The following is a 26,123-nucleotide window of genomic DNA, read 5'->3' as shown; positions in this document are numbered from 1 at the left end:
CGTGTTCCCCGGCCGCGCGCGCTTTGCGGGGAAAGCGGTCTGGTGGGCAGCACCGTCTCGGTAAAGCCGGCGCCGGGACTCAGTGGCTTTTACGGATCAGATAGCGGTAGGGCAACGCCTGCGTTTCCTGCGCCACCAGCTCATGTTCCATAAAGCGGCAGAAACCCGGAATATCGCGGGTGGTTGCCGGATCGTCGGCAATAATCAGCAAAGTCTCGCCCACCGGCATCGTGCGCACGGTCTTACGCACCATCATTACCGGTTCCGGGCAACGCAGACCCTGAGCATCCAGAGTGTGGTCAGGGCTGGAGAAAAGTTCGGTCATTTTCATCTCACATCAACAAAACGGCCCTAGTTTACCCCCACTTTTCCGCTACGCAAGTCAGGTTAACGTTTGCGCGAAAAACAACCGTTGCATTACCGGCCCAACGCAGTATCATTCTGCCGCTTCATCCTGGTACATGCGCATTGGCAAGTCGCGCGGCATGTATTGATTTATTGGGTTCCCTCACCCCAACCACTAAAAAGGTCACAATATGAGTCCCTTTACTACGTCACAGCGTAAAAAAGCGCTGTTCTGGCTAGCGCTTTTCCATTTGCTGGTGATCACTTCCAGTAACTATCTGGTGCAGCTACCGATCTCCATTTTTGGTTTCCATACCACCTGGGGCGCGTTCAGTTTTCCGTTCATCTTTCTCGCCACCGACCTGACGGTGCGGATTTTCGGCGCTCCGCTGGCGCGACGGATTATCCTCGCGGTAATGGCCCCGGCGCTGCTGATCTCCTATGGCGTCTCGTCCCTGTTCTATATGGGCGAGTGGCAAGGCTTGGCCGCGCTGACCCATTTTAACCTGTTCGTCGCCCGCATCGCCGCTGCCAGCTTTATGGCCTACGCGCTGGGTCAGATCCTCGATGTCCACGTCTTTAACCGCCTGCGGCAGAACCGTCGCTGGTGGCTGGCGCCGACCGCATCGACCCTGTTCGGCAACGTCAGCGACACGCTGGCCTTTTTCTTTATCGCATTCTGGCGCAGCCCGGACCCGTTTATGGCGGCGCACTGGGGAGAAATCGCCATTGTCGACTACTGCTTCAAGGTACTGATTAGCATTGTTTTCTTCCTGCCCATGTACGGCATGTTGTTGAATATGTTGCTGAAAAAACTGGCAGATAAATCTGATTTATCGGCATTGCAGCCAGGTTAAGAGTACTCGCAAGCTGATGTGATAAGATAAGCGAATGAGCCATTAATGGCCGTTTATCGAAAGGAAGATGTCAATGCGCAATTTGGTTAAATATGTCGGTATTGGCCTGCTGGTTATGGGGCTTGCGGCCTGTGATAACAGCGATTCAAAAGCGCCAACCGAAGGGGCGGCGGCGGAAAGCAACGCCAGCGGGCAGACGATCGAGCTGCTGGATGGCAAGCTGAGCTTCTCCCTGCCGGCCGGGATGACCGACCAGAGCGGCAAGCTGGGCACCCAGGCCAACAACATGCACGTCTACTCCGACGTCACCGGGCAGAAAGCGGTGATCGTGATCGTCGGCGACAGCACCAACGAAGAGTTAAGCGTGCTGGCTCAGCGCCTGGAAGATCAGCAGCGCAGCCGCGATCCGCAGCTGCAGGTCGTGACCAATAAATCCATTGAGATCAAAGGCCACACGCTACAACAGCTGGACAGTATTATCTCCGCCAAGGGTCAGACCGCCTGGTCTTCGGTTATTCTCGGCAAGATTGACGATAAGCTGTTGACCCTGCAGATCACCCTGCCGGCAGACAACCAGCAGCAGGCGCAAACTGCGGCGGAAAATATTATCAACACCCTCGTCATCCAGTAATTACTGGCCTGACGTCGCGGCCTCCGGCGCCACCGCCGGGGGCCGTTTTTTTAAGCGCCAGCCCAATAAGAACGCTACGGCCGCCAGCCCCGCCGCCGCCAGATAAATCGTCGATATTCCCGCCCACGCCATCAGCAGCCCGGCTAACGGACCGCTCAGCCCTAAAGAGAGATCCATAAAAACCGTATAGGTGGCCAGCGCCGACCCCTGGTTCTGCTGCGGCACCGCCTTCACCGCCACCACCCCCAGCGCCGGGAAAACCAGCGAAAAGCCGGCTCCCGCTAAAAACGTGCCGGCTTTCGCCATCAGCGAGCTCTCTGCCAGCCCCACCAGCAATAAGCCGACAATCTCAACGCTAAAGCACAGCAGCGCCACGTTCAGCCCCCCCAGACGCTGAATCGCGTTGGGGAACAATAGCCGCGTGCCGACAAACGCACAGCTGAACAACGTCAGGGCGAACGCCGCGCCGTCCCAGCCTTTAGCGGCGTAAAATAGCGTAATAAAGGTGGCGATCGCGCCAAATCCGGCGGAAGCCAGCGCCAGCGCCATACCATAGAGCCAGACCCGGCCCAGCACCGCCCGAAACGACATGGCCTTCCCCTTCGCCGCCTTCACCGCCGCCCTCGGCAGCGCGCAGCAGATAGCCGCCAGCGCGACCGCCATAATCGTCAACGCCAGGCCATGCAGGCCAACGAGGGTGTAACACAGTACCCCGAGCGGCGCCCCCATCGCCATCGCCCCGTAGGTGACGATGCCGTTCCACGAAATCACCCGCCCGATATGTAACGATCCCACCACTCCCACGCCCCACAGGGTTGAACCGGTGCCGGCAAAACTTTGCCCGATACCGAGGATCACGCGGCCAAGGCACAACAGCGCCAGGCTCAGCGTCGGCCAACCGCTCCCGCTCGCCGCCAGGAGATAGCTCAGGCCGCTGAGAAAACAGCCGCACAGCCCGAACACAACAATCTTTTTGGGCCCGAGGAGATCGGCATAGCGCCCGGCATGGGGGCGACTGAGAAGGGTCGCAAAATATTGCAGACTGATCACCAGACCGGCCCAGAACGCGCTGAATCCCATCACATCATGAACATACCCGGGCAGCACCGCCAACGGCAGGCCGATCGTCAGGTAGCTGGCAAAATTAAACATCACAACAGAGACAATCCGCAGATTGAGGCGCAATCCATTCAGCGCCGGTGCGTCAACGGGTTCGGGCATCGGGTCCACCAGATTTTTACCACAAGGTTTCACTATTACCATGTCGCCCGCCCAAAAGCAGCACGCGGCGTGGAAATTCCCGCTTCGGCGGGCCGCGCGGTCGCCCTCAGCCTAAGGAGCCGGTTCCGCACGCGGCAATAATAACCCTGCGATATATGATGATTGACTTTCTTTTTCGCCTGGCTACGGCGTGAATGATTTTTTGTATATCCCCTCAATAAGGCGCCAGGAGAGAGAGCAATTCGCCAGGTACGAATTTGAACCGCTGAAGGCGGTCCCCGGCGAGCGACAGGGATGTCCTAACCCTTCCCCTGGAGCACCGCCCCCCACAGACAACGTGAAATATGGCGGGGATATATTTAAATACCGCCAACGATATGGCTGAATATCCCCGCGAATTAACTGTCTGGCGAATAATAATGTTGATTGTATAAATTTTGTGAATTCCCGTTACGTCGTTAAAATTCAACTTCATAACACCATGGTTCATCACTCATTGCTGCTGGTGGCCTCGCTCGCTATCCTTTATGATAAAAACTGTCCCACCTTGCGATAACACGGAAATCCACACGGGATATTTATCCGGGACGCTCTTGTGGCTGATATTCATTTTAAGGTCAGCCATTTCATTGTATTACCGGTAATTTGACAGGGAGTATTCATGAAAAAATATGTGCAGTGGTTTGCCGCTATTGCGGTGGTGGGTACGTTGGCGGGCTGCGCGCGCACCGCGCCGGTTGAGCAGATTCAGACCACCGTCAGCGCTGGCCATAGCGATGCTCAGGTGAAGCAGGCCATTCTGCGGGCCGGGGTGCAGCGCCAGTGGATCATGTCGGAAACCGCCCCTGGCACGATCGCCGCGCGGCAGCAGGCGCGTGACCATGTCGCTGAGGTCCGTATTAATTACTCCGCCACCGGTTATTCTATTCACTACGTCAGCAGCAGCAATCTGATGGCGTCCGATGGGAAAATCCATAAAAACTATAACCGCTGGGTCCACAACCTGGATAAAGATATTCAGGTAAATCTGGCCGCGGGTTCGAGCCTGTAATCGCCCCCGTCGCAGCAATCCATCGTTGCTTCAGGGGTTGGCGCGCCAATGCTTACCCCTGAAGAGGAATAGGGTCAGAGACTATTCTGCTGCGATACTGGATTCGGCATTATCCTATGTATTCATTTGCCGCCCGGTACAATATGTGGCGGAAATGTCGAAGACGGGCCATCAATCTGTTAACGACGGGATGGAATATCTCTGTCAGACGCTGATATTTGCCATAATAAATTGCACTGACGGGCGAAAATATCGAAAATACGCCCGGATCTCGCCCCATAAATTGTCATGCGGTGACTACGCTTGCCCGATATGTCCTCAAGCCAATCCTGAGGGCGGACATCCGGTCGGCAAAAAAACGGAACGCTAAACAATCCAGGTCGTTAACGCGCCGTTCGTTGAGGCGTTAGCCATACTGTATACGCGGGCCAGAACAAAAATAAAAAGTGACGTTAAAAAACGGCACTCAGATCACCGGTTTATCGCGGATACGCGTTGATGAAATTTGCACTAAACATAGTTGACTGGCAGGGCCGGGCCCCGGGAATGAGCGAAACGACGCAGTGGCAGCAATGGTCACGGCATCCGTACGCCATCGATCCCTCATCCCCACAGGCAAAACTAACCGAATTACCGATGATGACCGCCAGACGCCTCAGTTCCGGCAGTAAACTCGCCGTCGAGTGCGGGCTGGCCATGCTGCGCCGCCATCATATCGATGCCGTACTGTACACCAGCCGCCATGGCGAACTGGAACGCAATTATCGCATTCTCCACGCTCTGGCGACGCAACAGGCCATCTCCCCGACCGACTTCGCCCTTTCCGTCCATAACTCGGCGGTGGGGAATCTGACGATTGCCGCCCAACGGCCGATCGTTTCCTCTTCGCTTTCGGCCGGGCGGGATACCTTCCAGCAGGGGCTATGTGAAGTCATGTGCCTGCTGCAGGCGGGCTATCAGCGGGTGCTGATGGTGGATTTCGACGGCCACCTGCCCGAGTTTTATCATCCGCAGCTACCGCCGGCGATGCCCATCTGGCCCTACGCGCTGGCGCTGGTGATTGAAGCCGGAGAATCCTGGCGCTGCGCCAGCCACAGCGCTAGCCCATGTGCCGAAACAGAACTTCCGCAGAGCTTATTATTTTTACAACACTATTTGCGGGACCGCCCCGCCTTCACCCTCCCCGGCGAACGCGTACAGTGGCAATGGAGTCGCGCATGAAGCGTCTGAACCGGGTCTGGCGGGGAGCCATGACCGGCGTCTGTTTCGCCCTGTTTGGTCTTGGCGGGCTGCTGCTGTCCCTCATCTGGTTTAACCTGCTGCTGGTGGTGGTCAGGAATAAAACCCGTCGTCGTCGCCTGGCGCGCCGCAGCATTGCGGCCAGTTTCCGCCTCTTTCTGACGGTGGTGAAAGCCGTCGGCGTGCTGGATTATCGCATTGCAGGCGGCGACATTTTGCGCCAGGAGCGCGGTTGTCTGGTGGTGGCCAATCATCCAAGCCTGATCGACTACGTGATGCTGGCTTCGATCATGCCGGAGACCGATTGTCTGGTAAAAAGCGCGTTGCTGAAAAACCCGTTCGTCAGCGGCGTGATTCGCGCGGCAGATTATTTGATTAACGATCAGGCGGATTCGCTGCTGCCCGCCAGCCGGCAGCGGCTACAGCAGGGCGATACCATTTTAATTTTCCCCGAAGGGACGCGTACCCGCCCCGGCGAAACCATGACCCTGCAGCGCGGCGCGGCCAATATTGCCGTACGCTGCGCCAGCGATTTACGCGTTGTGACGATCCGCTGCACCGAGCATATGCTCGGCAAGCAGTGCAGATGGTACGATGCGCCGCCGACAAAACCGCTGTTTACCATTGAGGTACGCGATCGGGTACAAATCGACTCATTTTACGATGCCCGCTCGCAGGAGCCGTCGCTGGCGGCAAGAGAGTTAAATCGGCATCTTTTGCTTCAATTACAAACAGGTACTACGCCTACTTCAGGAATTAATGATGCAAGCGCTCTATCTTGAAATTAAAAATCTGATCATAACTACGCTGAATCTCGAAGAACTGTCGGCTGACGACATTGACTCCGATGCGGCACTCTTTGGCGATGGCCTGGGTCTGGATTCCATTGACGCCCTGGAGCTGGGGCTGGCGGTGAAGAACCGGTATGGCGTGGTGCTCTCCGCCGAAAGCGACGAGATGCGCCAGCACTTCTTCTCCGTTGCCACCCTGGCCGCTTTCATCCACGCCCAACGTACCTGAGGCAAGCCCTATGACTCAATCACCCGATATTTATGCAGAAGTCTCGGCACTTCTGGTCAAGCTGTTTGAAATCGACCCGCAGGATATCAAGCCGGAAGCGCGCCTGTATGAAGACCTTGAGCTCGATAGCATTGATGCTGTCGATATGATCGTCCATCTGCAAAAGAAAACCAGCAAGAAGATCAAGGCGGAAGAGTTTAAAGCCGTGCGCACCGTGCAGGATGTGGTTGATGCGCTCGAACGCCTGTCCCGGGAAGGCTGAGCCGCATGTCGGGGGGGCTCTCACGCAAGGGCATACCGCTGCTGACAAGCCTGCTCCTGCTGGCCTGGCCATGTGTCATCTGGCTGGGCCTCGCGCATAACAGCCTGCACTGGCTGCTTCCATTAATGGCGCTGCTGCTGTGTTTACGCCTGCGTCAAACCCGGCGCCAGGCGGGCCCGCTGCGCGTCGTCACCCAGCTGGCGGCGCTGGCGGGGATCGTCCTGTGCGTGGCCAGCGCGCTGCTGAAAACGCACCAGCTGCTGCTGTTTTACCCGGTAGCGGTGAACGCCGTCATGCTCGCCGTGTTCGGCGGTTCGCTGTGGTCAGCCATGCCGCTGGTGGAACGCCTGGCTCGCTTACAGGAGCCTCACCTTCCCGCCGCCGCCGTGCGCTATACCCGCCGGGTCACGCAGGTCTGGAGCCTGTTTTTTATCGCCAATGGCAGTATCGCCCTCTGTACGGCGCTGTATGGCGATATGGCGCTCTGGACCACGTGGAACGGCATGATTGCCTATCTGCTGATCGGCGCGCTGATGGCCGGAGAGTGGCTGGTACGCCGGCGGATGATTAAGCGAGAATCCTCATGACCTTGCCTCTTTCTATGGCCCGCTGGCTGAATGCTCCCCGCCCGGCCGACACCCTGGTGGCCTGGCGGGACGATCGGGTCTGGACATTAGGCCATTTGCGCGATGACGTCGCGCGCTGGGCGGAACAGCTGCTGCAGCACCCGGGGCAACGCTGGGCGCTCTGTTTTGACGACAGCTATCTGTTTCTGGTCGCGCTGCTGGCCACGCTGCATGCCCATAAAACGCCGGTGATCCCGGGGCATAACCGACTCTCCCTGCTGGAGGAGCAGCGCGCGCTGTTCGACGGCGTGCTCAGCGACACACCTCTTGGCTGGAGCGGCCCGGCATGGGTCATCAGCAGCGCCCGGCGCTCTCCGCCGCAGGCCGTCGCCTGGCGCGAGCTGGCCGATGACGCCTGCATTGAGCTTTTCACCTCGGGTTCGACGGGGCAACCGAAGCGGATTAGCAAATCGTTAGCCTGCCTCGACCGCGAGGCAGCGCTGCTGGCCACGCGTTTTGCCGCCCGGCTGGAAAGCTGCCGTATTGTCGCCTCGGTGGTGCCGCAACATCTCTACGGATTGACCTTTCGCATCATCCTGCCGATGGCGCTCAGCCTGCCGCTGCACGCGGCCATGCTGCATTATGCCGAGCAGCTCAGCGCGCTGAATCCCCGGCACCGCTATGCGTTTATCAGTAGCCCGGCCTTCCTGAAGCGCCTTGACCCCCGGCTGATCCCGCCGCCGGTAGCGGCCGTCTTCTCTGCGGGCGGACTGCTGCCCTGGGAGAATGCCACCCAGGCGGCCGGGTGGCTTAAATGCTGGCCGGATGAGATCTACGGCAGTACCGAAACCGGCGTCCTTGCCTGGCGCTGCCGCGAACAGGAGCACGGCGCCTGGCAGCCTTTCCCCGGCGTCAGGTTCATTGCGCAAGGCCCGAAAATTCGCGTATTTTCGCCGCTGATCGCCGATCGAGACGGCCTGTTACTCGACGATACCCTGCAATTCACCGAAGATGGGCAGTTTCGCCTGATCGGGCGTCAGGGACGGGTGGTAAAAATTGAAGAAAAGCGGGTTTCGCTCAGCGAGATCGAGCGGCGCCTGCTGGAGCTGGAAGGCATTTGCGAGGCGGCGGCTATCCCCGTCAGCCACGCTGGCCGCCAGGGCGTCGGCGTCCTGCTGGTGCTGGATGAAAGTACCCGTCAGGAGTGGCACTCCGCGAGCAGAGCCCTTGAGCAAAGGTGGCGGCAGGCGCTACGCCCCACGCTGGAGCCGGTCGCCATCCCTCGCTACTGGCGGATTATCGACGAAATTCCGGTTAACAGCATGAATAAGCGTGTCTATGCGCAATTACAGGAGCTGTTTCATGAAACCCCATGAAATTGAACGTCATCGGGCCCAGCAGCAGAGTGAAGTGGTTCTCCATCTCGACCCCAACCTTTTCTGGTTCAGCGGCCATTTTGCCGTACAGCCGCTGCTGCCCGGCGTCGCCCAGCTGGACTGGGTGATGCATTATGCCACCACGCTGCTGGCGCCAGGCTGGCGGTTCCACAGCATTCAGAACGTCAAATTTCAGGCGCCGCTGCTGCCGGATGCTACCGTCACGCTCACCCTGAACTGGCAGGAGGCGCGCCAAATCCTCACCTTCAGCTATCAGCGCCACGATGGCGAAGCGCGACATACCGCCAGCAGCGGGAAGATCCGATTATGTCGCTAACCTTCACCCCCTGCGTGGTGATCCCCTGCTACAACCACGGCGCGATGATGTCTCAGGTGCTTGCCCGGCTGCAGCCGTTCCACCTGCCCTGTATCGTGGTGGACGACGGCAGTGACGAAGCCACCCGGCAGGTGCTGGAGCAACTGGCGATGCGGGAACCGAATCTGACGCTGATTCGGCTGGCGAACAATGCCGGTAAAGGCACGGCGGTAATCCGCGGCCTGCAGGCGGCGGCCGAAGCCGGGTATAGCCACGCCGTGCAGGTCGATGCCGACGGGCAGCACGCCATCGAAGATATTCCGCAGCTGCTGGCGCTGGCGCAGGCCCATCCGAGAGGGCTGATCTCCGGGCGGCCGATTTACGATGACTCTATTCCCCGCTCGCGCCTGTATGGCCGCTGGATAACCCACGTCTGGGTGTGGATTGAAACGCTCTCGCTCCAGCTCAAAGACAGCATGTGCGGCTTTCGCGTGTACCCGATTGCGCCAACCCTACAGCTGGCGCAGCGCGTGGCGCTCGGGAAGCGGATGGATTTCGATACCGAAGTGATGGTGCGCCTCTACTGGCAGGGCCATAACAGCTATTTTGTTGCGACCCGAGTCACCTATCCCGCCGACGGGCTGTCTCATTTTGATGCCCTGAAGGACAACATCCGCATCTCCCGGATGCACACCCGCCTGTTCCTCGGCATGTTGCCGCGTATCCCTGCCCTGCTGTTTCGCCGCGCCGCCCCCCACTGGGCGCAGCAGGAAGAGCTGAAGGGGCTGTGGGGGATGCGCCTGATGCTGCTGGTCTGGCGTCTGCTGGGACGCGGCGCGTTTTCATGGCTGCTCTACCCGGTGGTGGGCGCCTACTGGCTGACGGCGCATCGCGCCCGTCGGGCCTCGCAAAACTGGCTCTCCCGCGTGCGCGATCGGCTTAGCGCCCGCCGGCTACCGCTGCCGCCGCGCCTCAACAGCTATCGCCACTTTCTGCGTTTTGGCGAGGCGATGCTCGATAAGATAGCCGGCTGGCGCGGCGAATTGCGCTTCGACCGCGATGTGGTTTTCGCGCCGGGAGCGGAAGAGGCGCTCAGCAACACAACGCCAGGCGGCAAGCTCTTGCTGGCCTCCCATCTCGGCGATGTCGAAGCCTGCCGGGCGCTGGCACAACTGCAGGGCAGCCAGATCATTAACGCGCTGGTGTTTAGCGACAACGCCCGCCGTTTTCAACAGATCATGGCGGAGATGGCCCCGCAGGCCGGGGTAAACCTGATACCGGTAACCGATATCGGCCCGGATACCGCCATCCTGCTGCAAGAGAAGCTGGACCGTAACGAATGGGTAGCCATCGTCGGCGACCGTATTGCCGTGACGCCCCAGCGCGGCGGCGAATGGCGCGTCTGCTGGAGCGAGTTCATGGGGCAGCCCGCGCCGTTCCCGCAGGGTCCGTTTATTCTGGCGTCAATTCTGCGCTGCCCGGTACAGCTGATTTTTGCTCTGCGCCAGCAGGGCAAGCTGCATATTCATTGTGAACCCTTTGCCGACCCGCTGACCTTGCCGCGGGCCGGACGCCAGGCGGCGTTGCAGGAGGCGGTCGACCGCTACGCGCAACGTCTTGAACACTACGCGCTGCAGTCGCCGCTGGACTGGTTCAATTTTTTCGATTTCTGGCAGCTGCCGGATGCCAAAGAGAAGGAGTAAAGGGTGCTTAACGATCCCCGTTTTGCTGCCGAGGTAGAGCTGACCGTACCGTTTCACGACGTCGATATGATGGGCGTGGTGTGGCACGGCAACTACTTTCGCTACTTTGAGATCGCCCGCGAGGCGCTGCTCAATCAGTTCAACTATGGCTACCGTCAGATGAAGGAATCCGGCTATCTCTGGCCGGTGGTGGATACCCGGGTGAAGTACCGCGACGTGCTGACTTTTGAACAGCGTTTTCGCGTGCGCGCCCGGATAGAAGAGTACGAAAACCGGCTGCGCATCGGCTATGAGATTTTCGCCGCCGACAGCGGAAAACGCACCACCACCGGCTACACCATCCAGGTGGCGGTGGCGGAGCAAAGCCGCGAGTTGAGCTTCGTCTGCCCGGATATCCTGTTTGAACGTATGGGGGTGAAGCCATGAGAGGGTGGCCCCTGCTGGCGCTCTTGATCAGCCCGCTGGTCAGCGCCCTGACGCTTGACGATCTGCAACAGCGCTTTAGCGAACAACCGACGATCCGCGCCCACTTCGATCAAACCCGTACCATTAAGGATCTGCCGCAGCCGCTGCGATCCCAGGGCCAGATGTTGATCGCCCGCGACCAGGGGCTGCTGTGGGATCAGACCGCGCCGTTCCCGATGCAGCTGCTGCTGGATGATAAACGGATGGTGCAGGCGATCGGCGGCCAGCCGCCGCAAACGATCACCGCCGCCAACAATCCGCAGATGTTCCAGTTCAACCATCTGCTGCGCGCGCTGTTCCAGGCCGACCGGCAGGTGCTGGAGCAGAACTTTCGCGTCGAGTTCGTCGATAAAGGCGAAGGGCGATGGACCCTGCGCCTGACGCCGAAAACCACGCCGCTGGATAAAATCTTCGCCACCATCGACCTGGCCGGCCAGAGCTACCTGGAAAGTATTCAACTCAATGATAAACAAGGCGATCGTACCGATATCGTCCTCTCTCAACATCAACTGACGCCCGCGCAACTGACCGATGACGAACGACAACGATTTGCTGCACCGTAACCGCAGGCGCATCGCGCTGCTCTGGGGAGCGATCTGCCTGCTGATGCTGGGCCTCCTGCTGACGCAGCTGCCCCGGTCGCGCATCAACAGCAGCGTGCTGGCGATGTTACCGCAACAGACGCTCGGAGCCATTCCGCCAGAACTGAACGATGGCTTTGTCCAGCGCCTTGACCGGCAGCTGGTCTGGCTGGTCAGCCCTGGCCAGCAGGCCGATCCTCAGGTGGCGCGCGCATGGCTCAGCCTGCTGCAAAAATCCCACGTCCTGGCCGACGTGAAAGGTCCGATGGATGCCGCCAGCCAGCAGGCCTGGGGAGCGTTTTTCTGGCAGCACCGCAACGGCCTTATCGATGACGCTACCCGCGCGCGCCTGCAAAACGGCGGCGCGGCGCAGGCGCAGTGGGTCCTCTCCCAGCTCTATTCGGCGTTCTCCGGGGTCAGCGGCCAGGAGCTGCAAAACGATCCGCTGATGCTGATGCGCGGGTCGCAGCTGGCGATGGCAAAAAACGGTCAGCATCTGCAGCTCAAAGACGGCTGGCTGGTGGCGCAGGATAAACAGGGAAACAGCTGGTATCTGATCCACGGCGAGCTGGCCGGTTCCTCATTCGATATGCAGCAGACGCACCGCTTAGTCACCACCCTGGCGGCGCTGGAGGGGGAATTAAAAGCACGCTACCCGCAGGCGCAGCTGCTGTCGCGGGGTACGGTATTTTACAGCGACTATGCCAGCCAGCAGGCCAAACGCGATCTCTCCACCCTCGGCGTGGCCACGATACTGGGGGTGATTCTGCTCATCGTTGCGGCCTTCCGCTCGCTTCGTCCGTTGATACTGTGTCTGATCTCCGTCGGTACGGGCGCGCTGGCGGGAACCGTCGCCACGCTGCTGCTGTTCGGCGAACTGCATCTGATGACGCTGGTGATGAGCATGAGCATTATCGGTATCTCCGCTGACTATACGATCTACTATCTGACCGAACGCATGGTGCACGGCCAGGAGGCCACGCCGTGGCAAAGCCTCGCCAAAGTCCGCAACGCGCTGCTGCTGGCGCTGCTGACGGCGGTGGTGGCCTATCTCATCATGATGCTCGCCCCCTTCCCGGCCATCCGCCAGATGTCGGTGTTCGCCGCCGCCGGGCTCAGCGCTTCGTGCCTGACGGTGATTTGCTGGCATCCGCTGCTCTCCCGCGGTTTACCGGTTCGCCCGGTTCCGGCGCTGGTGCTGATGCTGCGCTGGCTGGCGGCGTGGCGGCGCAATAAAAAACTGTTCATCGGCCTGCCGCTGGCGCTGGCGCTGGTATCAGTAGCGGGAATCGCCACGCTGCGCGTCGATGACGATATCGCGCAGCTGCAGGCGCTGCCGCAGCCTATTCTGGCTCAGGAAAAGGCGATCTCCGCCTTAACCGGCCAGAGCGTCGATCAGAAATGGTTCGTGGTCTACGGCGCGACGCCGCAGCAAACCCTGGAACGGCTGGAAGCGTTTATTCCCGCGCTTGAGCAGGCGAAAAAAGCGGGGACGATCGCCGGGTATCGCACCCTCCCGCTGAACTCGCTGACCCGCCAGCAGCAGGATCTCGCGCTGTTAAACAAAGCCGCGCCGGCGGTCGCTGCCGCGCTGCAAAGCGCCGGGCTGAAAAACATAAACGCCGATCTTCAGCCGATGCCGGTCACGGTCGATGCCTGGCTTGCCAGCCCGGCCAGCGAAGGCTGGCGTCTGCTGTGGCTGACGCTGAAAGCGGGCGAAAGCGGCGTGCTGGTCCCGGTTGACGGGGTCAAAGAGAGCGCTGCGCTGCGGGCTCTGAGCGAAAAACAGAGCGGCGTGGCATGGGTGGACCGCAAAAGCGCCTTTGACGATCTGTTCATGCTCTATCGCCACCTGCTGACGGGGCTACTCGGCATCGCGCTGGCGGTCATCGCCTGCGGCGCGATGCTGCGTCTCGGCTGGCGCAAAGGGCTTATCAGCCTGCTGCCTTCGGTGCTGTCGTTAGGCTGCGGGCTGGCGGCGCTCTCCCTGAGCGGCCATCCGCTGAACCTGTTTTCCCTGCTGGCGCTGGTGCTGGTGCTGGGAATCGGCATCAACTACACGCTGTTTTTCAGTAATCCGCGCGGGACGCCGCTGACGTCGCTGCTGGCGATCGTGCTGGCCATGCTGACCACTCTGCTGACCCTGGGGATGCTGGTATTCAGCGCCACTCAGGCGATCAGCAGTTTTGGTATTGTGCTGGTCAGCGGTATTTTCACCGCCTTCCTGCTGTCTCCCCTGGCGATGCCCGGTAAAAAAGAGAAAAAAAGACGATGATTAAGCACAGACTCTGGCGCGCCGCCGCGCTGGCCGCCACCCTCATCCTCGCCGGCTGCAGCCACTCGCCTCAGCCTCAGCAAGGGCGTCCGCAGGCCTGGCTGGAGCCGGGAACCCGCGTGACGTTACCGGCGCCGGGCATCACTCCGCCGCTGAATGCGCAGCAGCTGCTCACCGGACGGTTCGACGGCCAGAGCCAGTCGCTGCTGGTGATGCTCAATGCCGATGAGCAAAAAATCACCCTCGCCGGCCTCTCCTCGGTGGGGATCCGGCTGTTTCTCGTGACCTATGATGATAAGGGGCTGCGCGCCGAGCAATCGATCGTCGTCCCGCAGCTGCCGCCGGCAAGCCAGGTGCTGGCCGACGTGATGCTCAGCCACTGGCCGATAGCGGCCTGGCAGCCGCAGCTGCCGCAAGGCTGGACGTTGACCGACGCTGGCGACCGCCGCGAGCTACGGAACGCTCGCGGCCAGTTGGTGACGGCGATCGCCTATCTGAACCGGCATGGCAAGCGCGAACCTGTCAGCATTGAGCAACGGGCCTTTAAATACCACATCACCATTCAATATCTGGGCGACTGAGATGATCTACCTTTCCGCTGTCGGCATGATCAATGCGCTGGGCGACAACTGCGACGACATCGCCGCAAATCTGACGCGCGGCGTCGCCCCCGGTATGCGCCCGCGCGCAGGCTGGCTTCAGGGGCAGCCCGCGGCGGTACTCGGCGGCGTTGACGGCGAACTGCCCGCCATCCCTGACGCGTTTGCCGCCCACCGCTCGCGCAACAACCAGCTGCTGCTGGCGGCGCTGGCGCAGATCCGGCCCCAGGTCGACGACGCTATCGCCCGCTACGGCCGCGACAGAGTCGCCGTGGTGCTCGGCACCAGCACTTCCGGGCTCGATGAAGGCGATATTCACGTTGCGTTAACGCTCAACGGCAAACAGAGCGCCGCCTGGCAATATCCGCAGCAGGAGCTTGGCGACCCGTCGCGTTTTCTGAGCCACTGGCTGGCGCTGGACGGCCCGGCGTTTACCCTTTCCACCGCCTGCTCCTCCAGCGCCAGGGCCATCATCAGCGGCCGGCGGCTGATTGAAGCCGATCTCGCCGACGTGGCGATTGTCGGCGGCGCCGATACGCTGAGCCGAATGCCGATCAACGGCTTTCATAGCCTGGAGTCACTTTCGGCAACGCGCTGCCAGCCCTTTGCCCGCGACCGCTGCGGGATTACCATCGGTGAAGGGGCGGCGCTGATGCTGCTGACGCGCGAAGCGCAGCCCATCGCGCTGCTGGGCGTCGGCGAATCAAGCGATGCGCACCATATTTCGGCGCCCCATCCGCAGGGCGAAGGGGCCATCCGCGCGATTACCCAGGCGCTTGATGACGCCGGTATCCCCGCCGGGGCGGTGGGCTACATCAACCTGCACGGCACCGCCACGCCGCTTAACGATCGGGTGGAATCGCAGGTCGTGCAGCAGCTGTTCGGCGACCAGGTGCCGTGCAGCTCAACCAAACACCTCACCGGGCATACCCTCGGCGCCGCCGGGATTACCGAAGCGGCAATCAGTATGCTGATTTTGCAGCGCCATTTGCCGCTGCCGGCCCAGGATTTTAGCCTCTCGCCGCGCGACCCGGCGCTGCCGGCGTGCGGTATCATCACCGCCACACAGCCCCTTGAACGCCCGGTGATTTTGTCCAACTCATTTGCCTTTGGCGGCAATAACGCCAGCATTCTGCTCGGGAGACTTTCATGAGCCACTACCTGTCGCCCGGCGACTATCTGCCACACGACGCCCCCATGCTGTTGCTCGAAGAGGTACTGGACGTTACCGACGAGACGGCGATCTGTCAGGTGAAGGTCGCCGCCGGGGGCGTGCTGGCGCCGTTTCTTGATGCCAACGGCGATCTGCCAGGCTGGTTTGCGCTGGAGCTGATGGCGCAGACCATTGGCGTCTGGTCCGGCTGGCATCGCCGCCGCCGGGGTCAGAGCAGCATCGCCCTCGGCATGGTGCTCGGCGCCAGAGAGCTGGTATGCGCCGCAGGCGTCCTGCCCGCCGGGAAAACGCTGACCATCGCGGTCAGCTTATTAATGCAGGATGAGCGTTTCGGTAGCTTCGAATGCACCCTCCGCTCCGGGGAGGAAACGTTGGCAACGGGTCGTATCAACACCTTCCAGCCAACCCCCGAAGAGTTAACGACGCTTTTTAATCAGGGAGAGAAACCATGAGTCGTTCCGTATTAGTGACCGGTGCCAGCAAGGGTATCGGGCGTGCTATCGCCTGCCAGCTGGCGGCCGATGGCTTTGTCGTCGGCGTCCATTATCATCGTGACGCAGCAGGCGCGCAGGAGACGCTGAATACCCTCCGCGCCGCCGGTGGCGCAGGCCGGACGTTGAGCTTTGATGTTGCCGACCGCGAACAGTGCCGCGAGGTGCTGGAGCAGGACATCGCCGCCCATGGGCCGTGGTACGGCGTGGTGAACAATGCCGGCATTACCCGCGATGGCGCCTTCCCGGCGCTCAGCGACAATGACTGGGATGCGGTGATCCACACCAATCTCGACAGTTTTTATAACGTCATTCAGCCGTGTATTATGCCGATGATCGGCGCCCGTCAGGGCGGAAGGATTATTACCCTCTCCTCCGTTTCCGGGGTGATGGGCAACCGCGGGCAGGTTAACTACAGCGCCGCCAAAGCGGGAATTATCGGCGCGACCAAAGCGCTGGCCATTGAGCTGGCGAAACGCAAAATCACCGTTAACTGCATCGCGCCAGGGCTGATTGATACCGGGATGATCGACATGGAAGAGGCGGCCCTCAAAGAAGCGATGTCAATAATCCCGATGAAACGCATGGGCCAGGCAGAGGAAGTCGCCGGGCTTGCCAGCTATTTAATGTCGGATATTGCGGGCTATGTGACGCGTCAGGTGATTTCCATCAATGGAGGTATGCTATGACCCGGCGCGTAGTCATTACCGGCATGGGCGGCGTCACCGCCTTCGGCGAAAGCTGGCAGGCGGTATCCGCCAGGCTGCAGGCCTACGAGAACGCCGTGCGCAAAATGCCGGAATGGCAGATCTATGACGGGCTGCACACCCTACTCGGCGCGCCAATCGACGATTTCGCGCTACCGGAACACTATACCCGCAAGCGTATCCGCGCCATGGGCCGCGTCTCGCTGATGTCCACCCGCGCCAGCGAGCTGGCGCTGGAACAGGCGGGGCTGATTGGCGATGCGGTGCTGACCAACGGCGAAACCGGGATTGCCTACGGCTCCTCCACCGGCAGTACCGGCCCGGTCAGCGAATTCGCCACCATGCTGACGGAAAAGCACACCAATAACATCACCGGCACCACCTACGTCCAGATGATGCCGCATACCACCGCGGTGAACACCGGCCTGTTCTTCGGCCTGCGCGGCCGGGTAATCCCGACCTCCAGCGCCTGCACCTCCGGCAGCCAGGCGATTGGCTACGCCTGGGAAGCCATTCGCCACGGTTATCAAACGGTAATGGTCGCCGGCGGGGCTGAAGAGCTGTGTCCGTCAGAGGCGGCCATCTTCGACACCCTGTTCGCCACCAGCCAGCGCAACGACGAGCCGAAAACCACCCCGTCGCCGTTCGATGAACAACGTGACGGCCTGGTGATTGGCGAGGGCGCCGGCACGCTGATTCTGGAAGAGCTGGAGCACGCCAAAGCGCGCGGGGCGACCATTTACGGTGAAATTATCGGCTTCGCCACCAACTGCGACGCCGCGCATATCACCCAGCCGCAGCGGGAAACCATGCAGATCTGCATGGCGCAATCGCTCAACATGGCCGGGCTAAGCCCCCAGGATATCGGCTACGTGTCGGCGCACGGGACGGCGACCGATCGCGGCGATATTGCCGAGAGCCAGGCCAGCGCCGCCATTTTCGGCGACAAGGTGCCGCTCTCCTCGCTGAAAAGCTATTTTGGCCATACCCTGGGCGCCTGCGGCGCGCTGGAGGCCTGGATGAGTCTGCAGATGATGCGCGAAGGCTGGTTTGCCCCAACGCTTAACCTGCGCCATCCGGACCCGCAGTGCGGCGAGCTGGATTACATTATGGGCGAAGCCCGCCGCATCGACTGTGAGTTTTTGCAGAGCAATAACTTCGCCTTCGGCGGGATCAATACCTCCATCATCATTAAGCGTTGGCCCTGATATGTATCGCTTTTATCTGGGAAAAATCTCGACATTCAGCACGGGTTCCCTGCCGCCAGCGCTCGCTGCGCAGGCGCCGCAGGGAGCGCGTCGCGCAAGCTGGTTAGCCGGACGCGCCCTGTTAGCTCAGGCGGTATCGCCGCTGCCTGAGATTATCTACACCGGGCAAGGAAAGCCGGGCTTCTCCGGCGAAACGACGCTGTGGTTTAACCTCAGCCACAGCGGGGATGATATCGCCCTGCTGCTCAGCGATGAAGGCGAAGTGGGCTGCGATATCGAAGCCATTCGCCCACGGCAGAACTGGCGTAGCCTGGCCAATGCGTTATTTAGCCTCGGGGAACATGCGGAGCTGGAAGCGGAGCCTCCGGATCGGCAGCTCAGCGCCTTCTGGCGCATCTGGACGCGTAAGGAAGCGATGGTGAAACAGCGCGGCGGCAGCGCCTGGCAGATTGCCAGCGTCGACAGCACGCGGCATCCCACGCTGTCGGTCAGCCAGATCCAGCGCAACGGTCTGAGCATGGCGGTCTGTACGCCCACGCCGTTTGTATTGCAGGCGGAGAGTATTGGCTGAATCAGGCGCCGCGCTTCACCGGCCAGAAGATCGTCATTACGCCAGCGACAATCATCAGCACGCCCGACAGCGACCGCCAGTGGAAAGGTTCATGCCAGCCGGGCAGCCAGATGGCGGCGGCCCATACCAGGATGTAGCTCAGACTCAGCAACGCATAGGCTTTGGCGAGCGGCAGCCGATGTAGCGCAAAGTACCAGCACACCATCGACAGAAGATAGCCGCTCAGCCCGAGCGCCAGGCCGAAAGTCCCGGCGCGCAGATGCAAAAGATGATTGAGAAACGCCAGCAGCCCGCTCAGCGGCGGCAGTTCAACCATCGCCCCGCGTAGCAGCAGCTGCGCGGCGCTGACCAGCCCAACGCTGAGTAACGCCCAGAATAAGCCCATCAGACGCTGCTCCCCAGCACCACAATGCCGACGACAATCAGCCCCACCCCCACCCAGTGACGTCGCGCCACCGGCTCGCGCCAGATCCCCCAGGCCGCCAGCGTCACCCAGACAAAATTGAGGCTCAACATGGGATAGGCAATACTCACCGGAATGGCCTGCAGCACGCTTAACCACAGCAGCATACCGCCGCCGAGCGCCAGCAGCGCCAGTCCAAGCCAGCCGACAATGTGGCGACCGCGCCGCCGGGATTTAGACGGACGCGTCGCCTGTTTCTGACACAGCTGTCCGACGCAGCTCAACAGGCTGGCGAATGCCAGACAAATCCAGACGCTCATTGCGGCAGATACTGGAGAAACACAACCCGCCCTGACACATAGATGTTGTCAGGTTGCGGTAGTGGTAAATCGTCGATACTTTCCCCCTTGTCCATCAGCAGTACCAGAGATACCGGCCCCTGCTGGCGATGCGTTGCCAGCCAGTCGGCAAAGTCACGCTGGCTGACAAAGCTGCGCTGCGCATCCGGCCAGCCTAAACCGTACTTCAGCTCGCCCTGTTTGTCATACATGATGATATCGTCGCGCTTGAGCTCCCATGCCAGAGCGGCGGCAATGCCGACGCTATTACTCAGCACATAGCGGCTTGGCGTCAGTGATTCACTGACAATATCCACCATGAACTGCGGCTGTTTGCTATCAATCACCCGATCGGGGATGGCGAAGCCCATCAGCAGCGCCAGGCCCAGCGGACAACAGGCGGCCAACGGCCAGCGACGACCGTTCTCTTTCATCGCCAGCCAGCCCATCAGCGCCCAGATGGCAAACGCCACCGCCGCCAGCAGGCATTTATACAGCTCAATCTGCGTCCACACCGGTTTATGCATCAGGCCCCACGGCGACACCACCAGCACCGTCACGAGGCCCGCCAGGCCGAAGAGGAGGTTGATCAGGCCGTTAATCCGTAGCGCTTTCGCTCCCGCCCTCGCCGCATCCAGCGCATAGCGCGCCATCAGAATCGCCAGCGGCCCAAAGCAGGGCAGGATGTAGGTTGGCAGTTTGCCTTTGGCTATGCTGAAGAACAGGAGCGGCATCGCCACCCAGCCCAGCAGATACAGCGCCCCGCGGGCGTCATCCCGCTCGGTCCAGCCGCGCTTTAGCGCTCCGGGCAGCAGCGCCAGCCACGGCAGGCTGCCGGCCGCCAGGTACGGGATGTAGTACCAGAACGGCGCTTTATGCTGGGCATCCTCCTCGGCAAAGCGTTGAATATGCTCCACCCAGAAGAAATAACGCCAGAAATCCGGCTCGCGTTTAGCGATAGCCAATCCCCAGGGCAGGACCATCAGCACACAGACGCCCACCGCCAGCCAGCCGTAGGTTAACACTTCACGCCAGCGTTTACGGGCAATCACCCACGGCAGAACGCCCACGACCGGCACCGCCAGAGCGAGGAAACCTTTGGTCATCACCCCCATCCCGCAGGCGGCTCCCAACAGCACATAGCCGATGATTTTACCGTTGCGGGTCTGCGCCTGAGCCGCCGCCCAGAAGCTGCACATCGCGAGGGTCATCCACAAGGCGATCATCGGATCCAGTACGGCATAGGTACCAATACCGTAAACCAGCAGCGCGGTCAGGAAGATCGCCCCTGACAGGATCGCCACCCGTTTGTCCTGCCAGATCCGCCACGCCAGCCAGCCGACCAGCAGCGCGGTCAGGCTAATGGAAAATACCGAGCCGAAGCGTACGCCAAAGTTATTATGGCCAAATAACCACTGGCCGATGCTATTAATCCAGTAGCCGGCAATCGGTTTTTCAAAATAGCGTAGCCCAAGCAGATGCGGCACCACCCAGTCGCCGGACGCCAGCATTTCGCGACTGATCTCCGCGTAGCGCGTTTCGTCGGGCTGCCAGAGCATGCGGAAATTCAGCGGAAGTACATAATAGAGAGCAAATAACACCAGCAAAGCGAGGCTATAACGAATGCTTTTCATACGTCGAACTCAATAATTGTTCACGCCCAAGCCAGCCTTCCCGGCCGGCCAGCTCACCGCGCACCACTTTCCCCACCGGCAACACGCTGAAATCAGCGGGCAGCAGCTGGCTAAGCGGACAAAACTGAATCTCCTCTTCCGCCGCCATCGTGAGCAGGGCATCAAACTGCTGCGCAAAAGCAATCCCTTCGACTTCCGCATGAATGGTATACACCGGCGTGCCGGTATCACGATGAATGCAGTCCAGCAGATAGCGATTGAAACCGTCGGCGTCGACGGCGCTGCCGACCACCTCATCCCAGGTAGGTAACGTCACCGGGACCTGCACGGTCCCCAGCGCCTCCTGCCCGGTCTGCGGTAGAAATGGCCCGCTCCCCCGACAGTCGCTGTTGTAGAGGAAATCAAACGACTCTTTCGCTTTAATCACCCGCTGGTCGGCCCGCCAGCCCGCCACGGCCGAGCAGGTGACCGGGCGGCCGATGATCCGTTCCAGCTCCAGCAGGCCACGCTCCACCTCCAGCACCAGCCGTTCCTGCGGCCAGACGCCGCTCCAGGTCTGCCAGCTGTAATGATCCCAGGCATGTAGCCCCACTTCATGCGTTTGCGCCGTCTCGCGGATCACCGCCTCATTGCCGGCGCCGATGCGCCGCCCGGGCCACGCGGTACCGGCCAGCAGAATATCCCAGCCGTACAGCGAGGCGGCGTTGGAGCGCAGCATCTTCCACAGAAACTTCGGTTTTATCAGACGCCATAAATGACGCCCCATATTGTCCGGCCCAACGCTGAAGAAGAAGCTTGCCTGAATCCCGTGCCGGCCCAGCAGGGTCAGCAGCCGCGGGACCCCGTCCCGCGTACCGCGAAAAGTATCAACATCGATGCGTAAGCCGACCCGTTTCATGATGTCTTGTCGTCCGCCAGTTCTACGGTGCGCAGGAAAAAGTCGAGGGTCTGTTCCACGGTCGCTTCCATCGGTACCGTCGGCGCCCAGCTCAGACAGCGCTTCGCGTTGCGAATGCTCGGTTTACGATGCTCCACATCCTGATAGCCTTTACCGTAGTAATCGCTGCTCTCCACATCGCGGAAACCGGCGAACGGCGGGAAATTGCCGCGCAGCGGATGACGTTCGAAGCAGTCCAGCAGCATTTCCGCCAGCTCTTTGATACTGGCTTCGTTGTCCGGGTTGCCGATGTTGATAATCTGCCCGTCACAGCGGCCATCTTTGTTCTCGATAATCCGGAACAGGGCTTCGATACCGTCGCTGATATCGGTGAAACAACGCTTCTGCTTACCGCCTTCGATAAGCTTAATCGGCGAGCCTTCCACCAGGTTCAGGATCAGTTGGGTAATCGCGCGGGAGCTGCCGATACGCGCGGCGTTGAGGTTATCCAGACGCGGCCCCATCCAGTTGAACGGACGGAACAGGGTGAAGCGCAGGCCGGACTTGTCGCCGTAGGCCCAGATAACGCGGTCGAGCAGCTGCTTCGATACCGAGTAAATCCAGCGCTGTTTATTAATCGGCCCCACCACCAGGTTCGAGCTGTCCTCATCGAAGTTGTTGTCGGTGCACATGCCGTAGACTTCCGAAGTCGACGGGAAGATGATGCGCTTATCGTATTTCACACAGTCGCGGATGATCTTCAGGTTCTCTTCAAAATCCAGCTCGAACACGCGCAGCGGGTTGCGGGTGTATTCAATAGGGGTGGCAATCGCCACCAGCGGCAGGACCACATCGCATTTCTTGATGTGATACTCAATCCACTCGGAGTGAATGCTGATATCGCCTTCAACGAAGTGGAAACGCGGGTTGCCAAGGAAACGGCTGATGGCGTCAGAACCGATATCCAGGCCATAGATTTCGTAATTATCGTCCTGCAGCAAGCGTTCGGTCAGGTGGTTGCCGATAAACCCGTTCACGCCGAGGATCAGTACGCGGGTGCGGCGTTTGATCGCCGCCACCGGTTTGCTGCTCAGCACCGCGCCGGATACCAGCCCCAGCGCCTGCGCCAGCTGTGCGCCCTGCATGTACACGCCGTGTTCGGTTTGCCCGGTGACGATCTCCAGCGCGCCGTCCTCACAGGCCACCAGCAGCGGCGCAGTGGAGATCACCGTTCCCGGTTTTGCCGCCGTCAGATCGCGACGCACGCGGGATGTCCAGACGATAAACTTGTTGGCGCCGACATAGCCAAAGGCGCCCGGCCACGGATCGGAAACGGCGCGAACCAGGTTATGCAGCGTCAGGGCCGGTTTGTCCCAATCAAGACGCCCGTCTTCCGGCGAGCGGCGGCCGACATAGGTCGCCTGGCTCTCATCCTGCGCGCGCTCCTGAGTGTTGCCATCGCGAATCGCCGGCAGCGCCTGCCCCAGCAGGTCTGCAGCCGCGGAACACAGCTTGCGATGCAGGGTCAGCGCCACGTCATCGGCCCCGATAGCGACCGCCTGCTGCGCGACGATATCGCCCGCATCGGCACGGCCGATCATCCGGTGCAGGGTGACGCCGGTTTCGCTTTCGCCGTTAACCAGCACCCAGTTCAGCGGGGCGCGGCCGCGGTATTTCGGCAGCAGCGAACCGTGCAGGTTAAAGGCCCCTTTTTCTGCCAGGCTGAGGATCTCATCACCTAACAGGTTACGATAATAGAAAGAGAACAGCACATCCGGCTGCATTTCGCGGATGCGTTCCACCCACAGCGGATGGTTGACGTCTTCCGGCGCCCATACCGGGATACCTTGTTCCGCCGCAATGCGCGCGACCGAACCAAAGAAATGGTTTTCGCCAGCATTATCCGGATGGGTGAAAATAGCCGCGATTTCATATCCGCACTGCAGCAGGGACTGGATACCTGCGCAACCCATATCGTGATAAGCGAAGACTACAGCTTTCATGAACGATCTTCCTCTTGAGATGCCGTTTCCGGCTGACGAACAACACGTTGAATAAAGTAGCGAGGACGGGCGCGCACATCGTTATAGATACGGCCGATATACTCCCCGAGCAGCCCCATGCCGACAAACTGGGCGCCAATAAACATGAACAGCACGGCGAACAGCATAAACACCCCTTCCGCCGCCCACTGCGGGCCAAATACCAGCCGCAGAATCACCAGCAAGAAGGCGAAGGCGAAGCCCAGCAGGGCAATAATGCTGCCGAAGACGCTAAGCAGACGCAGCGGCGTGGTGGTCAGACAGGTCACCAGGTCGTACATCAGGTTAATCAGGCGCATAAAGCTGTATTTCGAATCACCGAACTCCCGTTCGGCGTGCATCACCGGGATTTCGACCGCCCGGCGGGCGAAGGTATTCGCGAGGATCGGGATAAACGTACTGCGCTCATGGCAGTTCAGCATCGCGTCGATGATATGCCGGCGATAGGCCCGCAGCATGCAGCCGTAATCGCCCATGGCTTTACCGGTGGTGCGTTGAATCAGGCGGTTGATCATCTTCGAGGCGCTTTTACGGAAGAAGGTGTCCTGGCGGTTCTGCCGGACGGTCCCCACCACGTCGTAGCCCTCATCGGCCTTCACCACCAGCCGCGGGATCTCTTCCGGCGGGTTTTGCAGGTCGGCATCGAGGGTGATAATCAGGTCGCCGGTAACATGGCTAAAGCCGGCCATAATCGCCGAATGCTGACCGTAGTTGCGGTTTAGCAGCACCGCCACCACGTGGCTGCCTTCGGCTTCAGCCGCCTCCGTCAGCATCCGCGCGGAATCATCGCTGCTGCCGTCGTCGACCAGCAGAATTTCATACTGGCGTCCCAGCGTCGCACAGGCGCTATCCGTACGGCGGATAAGCTCGGGCAGGCTCTCCTGCTCGTTATAAACCGGGATAACAACCGAAATCTTTTTCACGGGAGGGTAACTCAACATATCAACATCCTGACAGCTGGTGCAGCGCGGAAATGACGCGGGTGACGTCGTCATCGGTCATATCCGGGAACAGAGGGAGTGAACAAATGCGCGCGCTGTTCCATTCCGTATTCGGCAATGAAAGCGTCGGGAAACGTTCGCGGTAGTACTTTTGCGTGTGCGCCGCGCGGAAATGCAGGCCGGTACCGATGCCCATGGCCTTCAGCTTTTCCATTAAGGTATCGCGGCTGAGGCCGCAGGAGGCTTCATCCACGCGAATAATAAACAGATGCCAGGCGTGCTGATGTTCCCACTCCGGTACCGTCAGCGGTTTGAATGGCGTATCCGCCAGCTCGCGCAGATAACGCTGCGCAATCTCGCCCCGGCGCTGGTTGGCATGCGCCAGTTTATCCAGCTGCACCAGCGCCAGCGCGGCGTTGATATCGGCCAGATTGTATTTAAAGCCCGGAGAAATTACCTCCGCCTGCGGGGCGCGCCCGTGGGTCTGGCGGTCATACGCGTCGACGCCAAGGCCGTGGAACTTCAGGCTGCGGATCCGCGAGGCCAGCCGTTCGTCATCGGTGACAATCAGGCCGCCTTCGGCGCAGGTCATATTTTTAATCGCGTGGAACGAGAAGATGGCGGTACCCCGATAGCCCACGTGGCGGCCTTTGTAGTACGTCCCCGCCGCGTGCGCAGCATCTTCGATAATCGGGATGCCGTGGCGTTCGCCGACGGCGCGCAGCGCGTCGATATCCGCCGGCGCGCCGGCGTAATGCACCGGAACAATCGCTTTCGTGCGCGGGGTGATCGCCGCTGCCACCGCCTGCGCGGTAATCATCAGATTATCGCCGTCGACATCGATCATCACCGGTGTCGCCCCCAGCAGGCAGATCATGTTCAGAGTGGAGACCCAGGTCTGCGACGGAGTAATGACCTCATCGCCGGGACCGATGCCCAACGCCATTAAAGTGACGTGCATACCGCCGGTGGCGGAACTGACCGCCACGGCGTGAAGATTACCGGTCAGCGTACAAAAAGCCGCCTCCAGCGCCTGATTTTTCGGCCCGGTGGTGATCCAGCCCGATTGCAACACTTCACGCAGCGCAGCCAGCTCTGCGTCACCCATTGACGGGCGCGAAAACGGCAAAAATTCGCTCATCATGTTCCTGCTCTGTATATGACCCAAACCTAAAACCCGGTGCGATAAAAAAATATCCTGCGCCAGTGCACTTAAACAAAATGAAAATG

General features: G+C 60.6%; 29 protein-coding genes. 20 read left to right on the top strand and 9 right to left on the bottom strand.

Annotated features, from left to right (window positions below; translation table 11 throughout):
• Positions 1 to 79 precede the first annotated feature (79 nt).
• On the bottom strand, positions 80 to 325 hold the full coding sequence (gene tusA, locus EDF73_RS12470; RefSeq protein ID WP_132729439.1) for a sulfurtransferase TusA: 246 nt from the start codon (positions 323 to 325) through the stop codon (positions 80 to 82).
• A gap of 211 nt (positions 326 to 536) precedes the next feature.
• Between tusA and EDF73_RS12465 the strand changes: the two genes are divergently transcribed.
• The gene (locus EDF73_RS12465; RefSeq protein ID WP_132729438.1) at positions 537 to 1,202 is read left to right on the top strand and encodes a 7-cyano-7-deazaguanine/7-aminomethyl-7-deazaguanine transporter; all 666 of its coding nucleotides are present in this window, start codon (positions 537 to 539) and stop codon (positions 1,200 to 1,202) included.
• A gap of 73 nt (positions 1,203 to 1,275) precedes the next feature.
• Positions 1,276 to 1,833 carry a DcrB family lipoprotein gene (locus EDF73_RS12460; protein ID WP_132729437.1) on the top strand — a complete coding sequence of 186 codons (558 nt, stop codon included), beginning with the start codon at positions 1,276 to 1,278 and terminating at the stop codon, positions 1,831 to 1,833.
• On the opposite strand, the gene EDF73_RS12455 is transcribed toward EDF73_RS12460, so the two are convergent.
• Positions 1,834 to 3,054: an MFS transporter gene (locus EDF73_RS12455; protein WP_132729436.1), complete on the bottom strand. Its 1,221-nt coding sequence runs from the start codon at positions 3,052 to 3,054 to the stop codon at positions 1,834 to 1,836.
• A gap of 661 nt (positions 3,055 to 3,715) precedes the next feature.
• On the opposite strand from EDF73_RS12455, the gene EDF73_RS12450 reads away from it, so the two are divergent.
• The 18 genes from EDF73_RS12450 to acpT all read left to right on the top strand — a co-directional run bounded on the left by EDF73_RS12450 (position 3,716) and on the right by acpT (position 18,658).
• Positions 3,716 to 4,105, top strand: a complete 390-nt coding sequence (locus EDF73_RS12450) for a hypothetical protein (protein ID WP_132729435.1) — start codon at positions 3,716 to 3,718, stop codon at positions 4,103 to 4,105.
• 498 nt (positions 4,106 to 4,603) lie between these two features.
• Positions 4,604 to 5,326 carry a beta-ketoacyl synthase chain length factor gene (locus EDF73_RS12445; RefSeq protein WP_132729434.1) on the top strand — a complete coding sequence of 241 codons (723 nt, stop codon included), beginning with the start codon at positions 4,604 to 4,606 and terminating at the stop codon, positions 5,324 to 5,326.
• Positions 5,311 to 6,126: a lysophospholipid acyltransferase family protein gene (locus EDF73_RS12440; RefSeq protein WP_132729489.1), complete on the top strand. Its 816-nt coding sequence runs from the start codon at positions 5,311 to 5,313 to the stop codon at positions 6,124 to 6,126. The genes EDF73_RS12445 and EDF73_RS12440 overlap by 16 nt, the downstream gene beginning before the upstream one ends.
• Entirely contained in the window at positions 6,107 to 6,364 is a 258-nt protein-coding gene (locus EDF73_RS12435) for a phosphopantetheine-binding protein (protein ID WP_132729488.1), read from the top strand. Before EDF73_RS12440 ends, EDF73_RS12435 begins: the two co-directional genes overlap by 20 nt.
• A 10-nt stretch (positions 6,365 to 6,374) precedes the next feature.
• The gene (locus EDF73_RS12430; RefSeq protein ID WP_132729433.1) at positions 6,375 to 6,626 is read left to right on the top strand and encodes an acyl carrier protein; all 252 of its coding nucleotides are present in this window, start codon (positions 6,375 to 6,377) and stop codon (positions 6,624 to 6,626) included.
• 5 nt (positions 6,627 to 6,631) lie between these two features.
• Positions 6,632 to 7,213 carry a hypothetical protein gene (locus tag EDF73_RS12425; protein ID WP_132729432.1) on the top strand — a complete coding sequence of 194 codons (582 nt, stop codon included), beginning with the start codon at positions 6,632 to 6,634 and terminating at the stop codon, positions 7,211 to 7,213.
• Entirely contained in the window at positions 7,210 to 8,568 is a 1,359-nt protein-coding gene (locus EDF73_RS12420; protein ID WP_132729431.1) for an acyl-CoA synthetase, read from the top strand. Before EDF73_RS12425 ends, EDF73_RS12420 begins: the two co-directional genes overlap by 4 nt.
• On the top strand, positions 8,555 to 8,905 hold the full coding sequence (locus EDF73_RS12415) for a beta-hydroxyacyl-ACP dehydratase (protein WP_132729430.1): 351 nt from the start codon (positions 8,555 to 8,557) through the stop codon (positions 8,903 to 8,905). The genes EDF73_RS12420 and EDF73_RS12415 overlap by 14 nt, the downstream gene beginning before the upstream one ends.
• The gene (locus EDF73_RS12410; protein WP_132729429.1) at positions 8,896 to 10,587 is read left to right on the top strand and encodes a glycosyltransferase family 2 protein; all 1,692 of its coding nucleotides are present in this window, start codon (positions 8,896 to 8,898) and stop codon (positions 10,585 to 10,587) included. The genes EDF73_RS12415 and EDF73_RS12410 overlap by 10 nt, the downstream gene beginning before the upstream one ends.
• Before the next feature lie 3 nt (positions 10,588 to 10,590).
• Positions 10,591 to 11,013, top strand: a complete 423-nt coding sequence (locus EDF73_RS12405) for a thioesterase family protein (protein WP_132729428.1) — start codon at positions 10,591 to 10,593, stop codon at positions 11,011 to 11,013.
• Entirely contained in the window at positions 11,010 to 11,615 is a 606-nt protein-coding gene (locus EDF73_RS12400) for an outer membrane lipoprotein carrier protein LolA (RefSeq protein ID WP_132729427.1), read from the top strand. Before EDF73_RS12405 ends, EDF73_RS12400 begins: the two co-directional genes overlap by 4 nt.
• Positions 11,584 to 13,908: an MMPL family transporter gene (locus EDF73_RS12395; RefSeq protein WP_132729426.1), complete on the top strand. Its 2,325-nt coding sequence runs from the start codon at positions 11,584 to 11,586 to the stop codon at positions 13,906 to 13,908. The genes EDF73_RS12400 and EDF73_RS12395 overlap by 32 nt, the downstream gene beginning before the upstream one ends.
• The gene (locus EDF73_RS12390; protein ID WP_132729425.1) at positions 13,905 to 14,489 is read left to right on the top strand and encodes a DUF3261 domain-containing protein; all 585 of its coding nucleotides are present in this window, start codon (positions 13,905 to 13,907) and stop codon (positions 14,487 to 14,489) included. The genes EDF73_RS12395 and EDF73_RS12390 overlap by 4 nt, the downstream gene beginning before the upstream one ends.
• A gap of 1 nt (position 14,490) precedes the next feature.
• Positions 14,491 to 15,660, top strand: a complete 1,170-nt coding sequence (locus tag EDF73_RS12385; RefSeq protein ID WP_132729424.1) for a beta-ketoacyl-[acyl-carrier-protein] synthase family protein — start codon at positions 14,491 to 14,493, stop codon at positions 15,658 to 15,660.
• Positions 15,657 to 16,133: a 3-hydroxy-fatty acyl-ACP dehydratase gene (locus EDF73_RS12380; protein WP_132729423.1), complete on the top strand. Its 477-nt coding sequence runs from the start codon at positions 15,657 to 15,659 to the stop codon at positions 16,131 to 16,133. Before EDF73_RS12385 ends, EDF73_RS12380 begins: the two co-directional genes overlap by 4 nt.
• Positions 16,130 to 16,861: a 3-ketoacyl-ACP reductase FabG2 gene (locus EDF73_RS12375; protein WP_132729422.1), complete on the top strand. Its 732-nt coding sequence runs from the start codon at positions 16,130 to 16,132 to the stop codon at positions 16,859 to 16,861. Before EDF73_RS12380 ends, EDF73_RS12375 begins: the two co-directional genes overlap by 4 nt.
• Entirely contained in the window at positions 16,858 to 18,087 is a 1,230-nt protein-coding gene (locus EDF73_RS12370; protein ID WP_132729421.1) for a beta-ketoacyl-ACP synthase, read from the top strand. Before EDF73_RS12375 ends, EDF73_RS12370 begins: the two co-directional genes overlap by 4 nt.
• A 1-nt stretch (position 18,088) precedes the next feature.
• Positions 18,089 to 18,658, top strand: a complete 570-nt coding sequence (gene acpT, locus EDF73_RS12365; protein ID WP_132729420.1) for a 4'-phosphopantetheinyl transferase AcpT — start codon at positions 18,089 to 18,091, stop codon at positions 18,656 to 18,658.
• 1 nt (position 18,659) lies between these two features.
• Here the strand turns inward: acpT and arnF are convergent, their stop codons facing one another.
• From arnF to arnB, 7 genes are read right to left on the bottom strand one after another with little or no spacing between them, the layout of a single operon-like run.
• Entirely contained in the window at positions 18,660 to 19,043 is a 384-nt protein-coding gene (arnF, locus tag EDF73_RS12360) for a 4-amino-4-deoxy-L-arabinose-phosphoundecaprenol flippase subunit ArnF (RefSeq protein ID WP_132729419.1), read from the bottom strand.
• Positions 19,043 to 19,381 carry a 4-amino-4-deoxy-L-arabinose-phosphoundecaprenol flippase subunit ArnE gene (gene arnE / locus EDF73_RS12355; protein ID WP_132729418.1) on the bottom strand — a complete coding sequence of 113 codons (339 nt, stop codon included), beginning with the start codon at positions 19,379 to 19,381 and terminating at the stop codon, positions 19,043 to 19,045. The genes arnF and arnE overlap by 1 nt, the downstream gene beginning before the upstream one ends.
• Entirely contained in the window at positions 19,378 to 21,033 is a 1,656-nt protein-coding gene (arnT, locus tag EDF73_RS12350) for a lipid IV(A) 4-amino-4-deoxy-L-arabinosyltransferase (RefSeq protein ID WP_132729417.1), read from the bottom strand. Before arnT ends, arnE begins: the two co-directional genes overlap by 4 nt.
• Positions 21,014 to 21,931 (bottom strand): 4-deoxy-4-formamido-L-arabinose-phosphoundecaprenol deformylase, encoded by a 918-nt coding sequence (gene arnD / locus EDF73_RS12345; protein ID WP_132729416.1) that lies wholly within the window; start codon positions 21,929 to 21,931, stop codon positions 21,014 to 21,016. Before arnD ends, arnT begins: the two co-directional genes overlap by 20 nt.
• On the bottom strand, positions 21,928 to 23,913 hold the full coding sequence (gene arnA / locus EDF73_RS12340) for a bifunctional UDP-4-amino-4-deoxy-L-arabinose formyltransferase/UDP-glucuronic acid oxidase ArnA (RefSeq protein WP_132729415.1): 1,986 nt from the start codon (positions 23,911 to 23,913) through the stop codon (positions 21,928 to 21,930). The genes arnD and arnA overlap by 4 nt, the downstream gene beginning before the upstream one ends.
• A complete protein-coding gene (arnC, locus tag EDF73_RS12335) occupies positions 23,910 to 24,893 on the bottom strand; it encodes an undecaprenyl-phosphate 4-deoxy-4-formamido-L-arabinose transferase (RefSeq protein ID WP_132729414.1) in 984 nt (327 codons plus the stop codon). Before arnC ends, arnA begins: the two co-directional genes overlap by 4 nt.
• A gap of 1 nt (position 24,894) precedes the next feature.
• Entirely contained in the window at positions 24,895 to 26,034 is a 1,140-nt protein-coding gene (gene arnB, locus EDF73_RS12330; protein WP_132729487.1) for a UDP-4-amino-4-deoxy-L-arabinose aminotransferase, read from the bottom strand.
• Between the last annotated feature and the right edge of the window lie 89 nt (positions 26,035 to 26,123).

It is taken from the genome of Klebsiella sp. BIGb0138 (assembly GCF_004342285.1).
In the GTDB taxonomy this organism is placed as follows: Bacteria; Pseudomonadota; Gammaproteobacteria; order Enterobacterales; family Enterobacteriaceae; genus Klebsiella.
Note: the sequence above shows the minus strand (reverse complement) of the source record. Positions and strands in the feature narration are given on the sequence as shown.

What these genes read in the sequence shown, in the direction of transcription:
- acpT (WP_132729420.1), top strand. Translation starts at nt 18,089, where the DNA reads ATGTATCGCTTTTATCTGGGAAAAATCTCGACATTCAGCACGGGTTCC.
- EDF73_RS12420 (WP_132729431.1), top strand. Translation starts at nt 7,210, where the DNA reads ATGACCTTGCCTCTTTCTATGGCCCGCTGGCTGAATGCTCCCCGCCCG.
- EDF73_RS12440 (WP_132729489.1), top strand. Translation starts at nt 5,311, where the DNA reads ATGGAGTCGCGCATGAAGCGTCTGAACCGGGTCTGGCGGGGAGCCATG.
- EDF73_RS12455 (WP_132729436.1), bottom strand. Translation starts at nt 3,054, where the DNA reads ATGCCCGAACCCGTTGACGCACCGGCGCTGAATGGATTGCGCCTCAAT.
- EDF73_RS12435 (WP_132729488.1), top strand. Translation starts at nt 6,107, where the DNA reads ATGCAAGCGCTCTATCTTGAAATTAAAAATCTGATCATAACTACGCTG.
- EDF73_RS12445 (WP_132729434.1), top strand. Translation starts at nt 4,604, where the DNA reads ATGAAATTTGCACTAAACATAGTTGACTGGCAGGGCCGGGCCCCGGGA.
- EDF73_RS12400 (WP_132729427.1), top strand. Translation starts at nt 11,010, where the DNA reads ATGAGAGGGTGGCCCCTGCTGGCGCTCTTGATCAGCCCGCTGGTCAGC.
- EDF73_RS12410 (WP_132729429.1), top strand. Translation starts at nt 8,896, where the DNA reads ATGTCGCTAACCTTCACCCCCTGCGTGGTGATCCCCTGCTACAACCAC.
- EDF73_RS12425 (WP_132729432.1), top strand. Translation starts at nt 6,632, where the DNA reads ATGTCGGGGGGGCTCTCACGCAAGGGCATACCGCTGCTGACAAGCCTG.
- EDF73_RS12465 (WP_132729438.1), top strand. Translation starts at nt 537, where the DNA reads ATGAGTCCCTTTACTACGTCACAGCGTAAAAAAGCGCTGTTCTGGCTA.
- arnC (WP_132729414.1), bottom strand. Translation starts at nt 24,893, where the DNA reads ATGTTGAGTTACCCTCCCGTGAAAAAGATTTCGGTTGTTATCCCGGTT.
- EDF73_RS12370 (WP_132729421.1), top strand. Translation starts at nt 16,858, where the DNA reads ATGACCCGGCGCGTAGTCATTACCGGCATGGGCGGCGTCACCGCCTTC.
- tusA (WP_132729439.1), bottom strand. Translation starts at nt 325, where the DNA reads ATGACCGAACTTTTCTCCAGCCCTGACCACACTCTGGATGCTCAGGGT.
- arnE (WP_132729418.1), bottom strand. Translation starts at nt 19,381, where the DNA reads ATGAGCGTCTGGATTTGTCTGGCATTCGCCAGCCTGTTGAGCTGCGTC.
- EDF73_RS12385 (WP_132729424.1), top strand. Translation starts at nt 14,491, where the DNA reads ATGATCTACCTTTCCGCTGTCGGCATGATCAATGCGCTGGGCGACAAC.
- arnB (WP_132729487.1), bottom strand. Translation starts at nt 26,034, where the DNA reads ATGAGCGAATTTTTGCCGTTTTCGCGCCCGTCAATGGGTGACGCAGAG.
- arnD (WP_132729416.1), bottom strand. Translation starts at nt 21,931, where the DNA reads ATGAAACGGGTCGGCTTACGCATCGATGTTGATACTTTTCGCGGTACG.
- EDF73_RS12395 (WP_132729426.1), top strand. Translation starts at nt 11,584, where the DNA reads ATGACGAACGACAACGATTTGCTGCACCGTAACCGCAGGCGCATCGCG.
- EDF73_RS12415 (WP_132729430.1), top strand. Translation starts at nt 8,555, where the DNA reads ATGAAACCCCATGAAATTGAACGTCATCGGGCCCAGCAGCAGAGTGAA.
- arnF (WP_132729419.1), bottom strand. Translation starts at nt 19,043, where the DNA reads ATGGGCTTATTCTGGGCGTTACTCAGCGTTGGGCTGGTCAGCGCCGCG.
- EDF73_RS12380 (WP_132729423.1), top strand. Translation starts at nt 15,657, where the DNA reads ATGAGCCACTACCTGTCGCCCGGCGACTATCTGCCACACGACGCCCCC.
- arnT (WP_132729417.1), bottom strand. Translation starts at nt 21,033, where the DNA reads ATGAAAAGCATTCGTTATAGCCTCGCTTTGCTGGTGTTATTTGCTCTC.
- EDF73_RS12390 (WP_132729425.1), top strand. Translation starts at nt 13,905, where the DNA reads ATGATTAAGCACAGACTCTGGCGCGCCGCCGCGCTGGCCGCCACCCTC.
- EDF73_RS12430 (WP_132729433.1), top strand. Translation starts at nt 6,375, where the DNA reads ATGACTCAATCACCCGATATTTATGCAGAAGTCTCGGCACTTCTGGTC.
- EDF73_RS12375 (WP_132729422.1), top strand. Translation starts at nt 16,130, where the DNA reads ATGAGTCGTTCCGTATTAGTGACCGGTGCCAGCAAGGGTATCGGGCGT.
- EDF73_RS12450 (WP_132729435.1), top strand. Translation starts at nt 3,716, where the DNA reads ATGAAAAAATATGTGCAGTGGTTTGCCGCTATTGCGGTGGTGGGTACG.
- EDF73_RS12460 (WP_132729437.1), top strand. Translation starts at nt 1,276, where the DNA reads ATGCGCAATTTGGTTAAATATGTCGGTATTGGCCTGCTGGTTATGGGG.
- arnA (WP_132729415.1), bottom strand. Translation starts at nt 23,913, where the DNA reads ATGAAAGCTGTAGTCTTCGCTTATCACGATATGGGTTGCGCAGGTATC.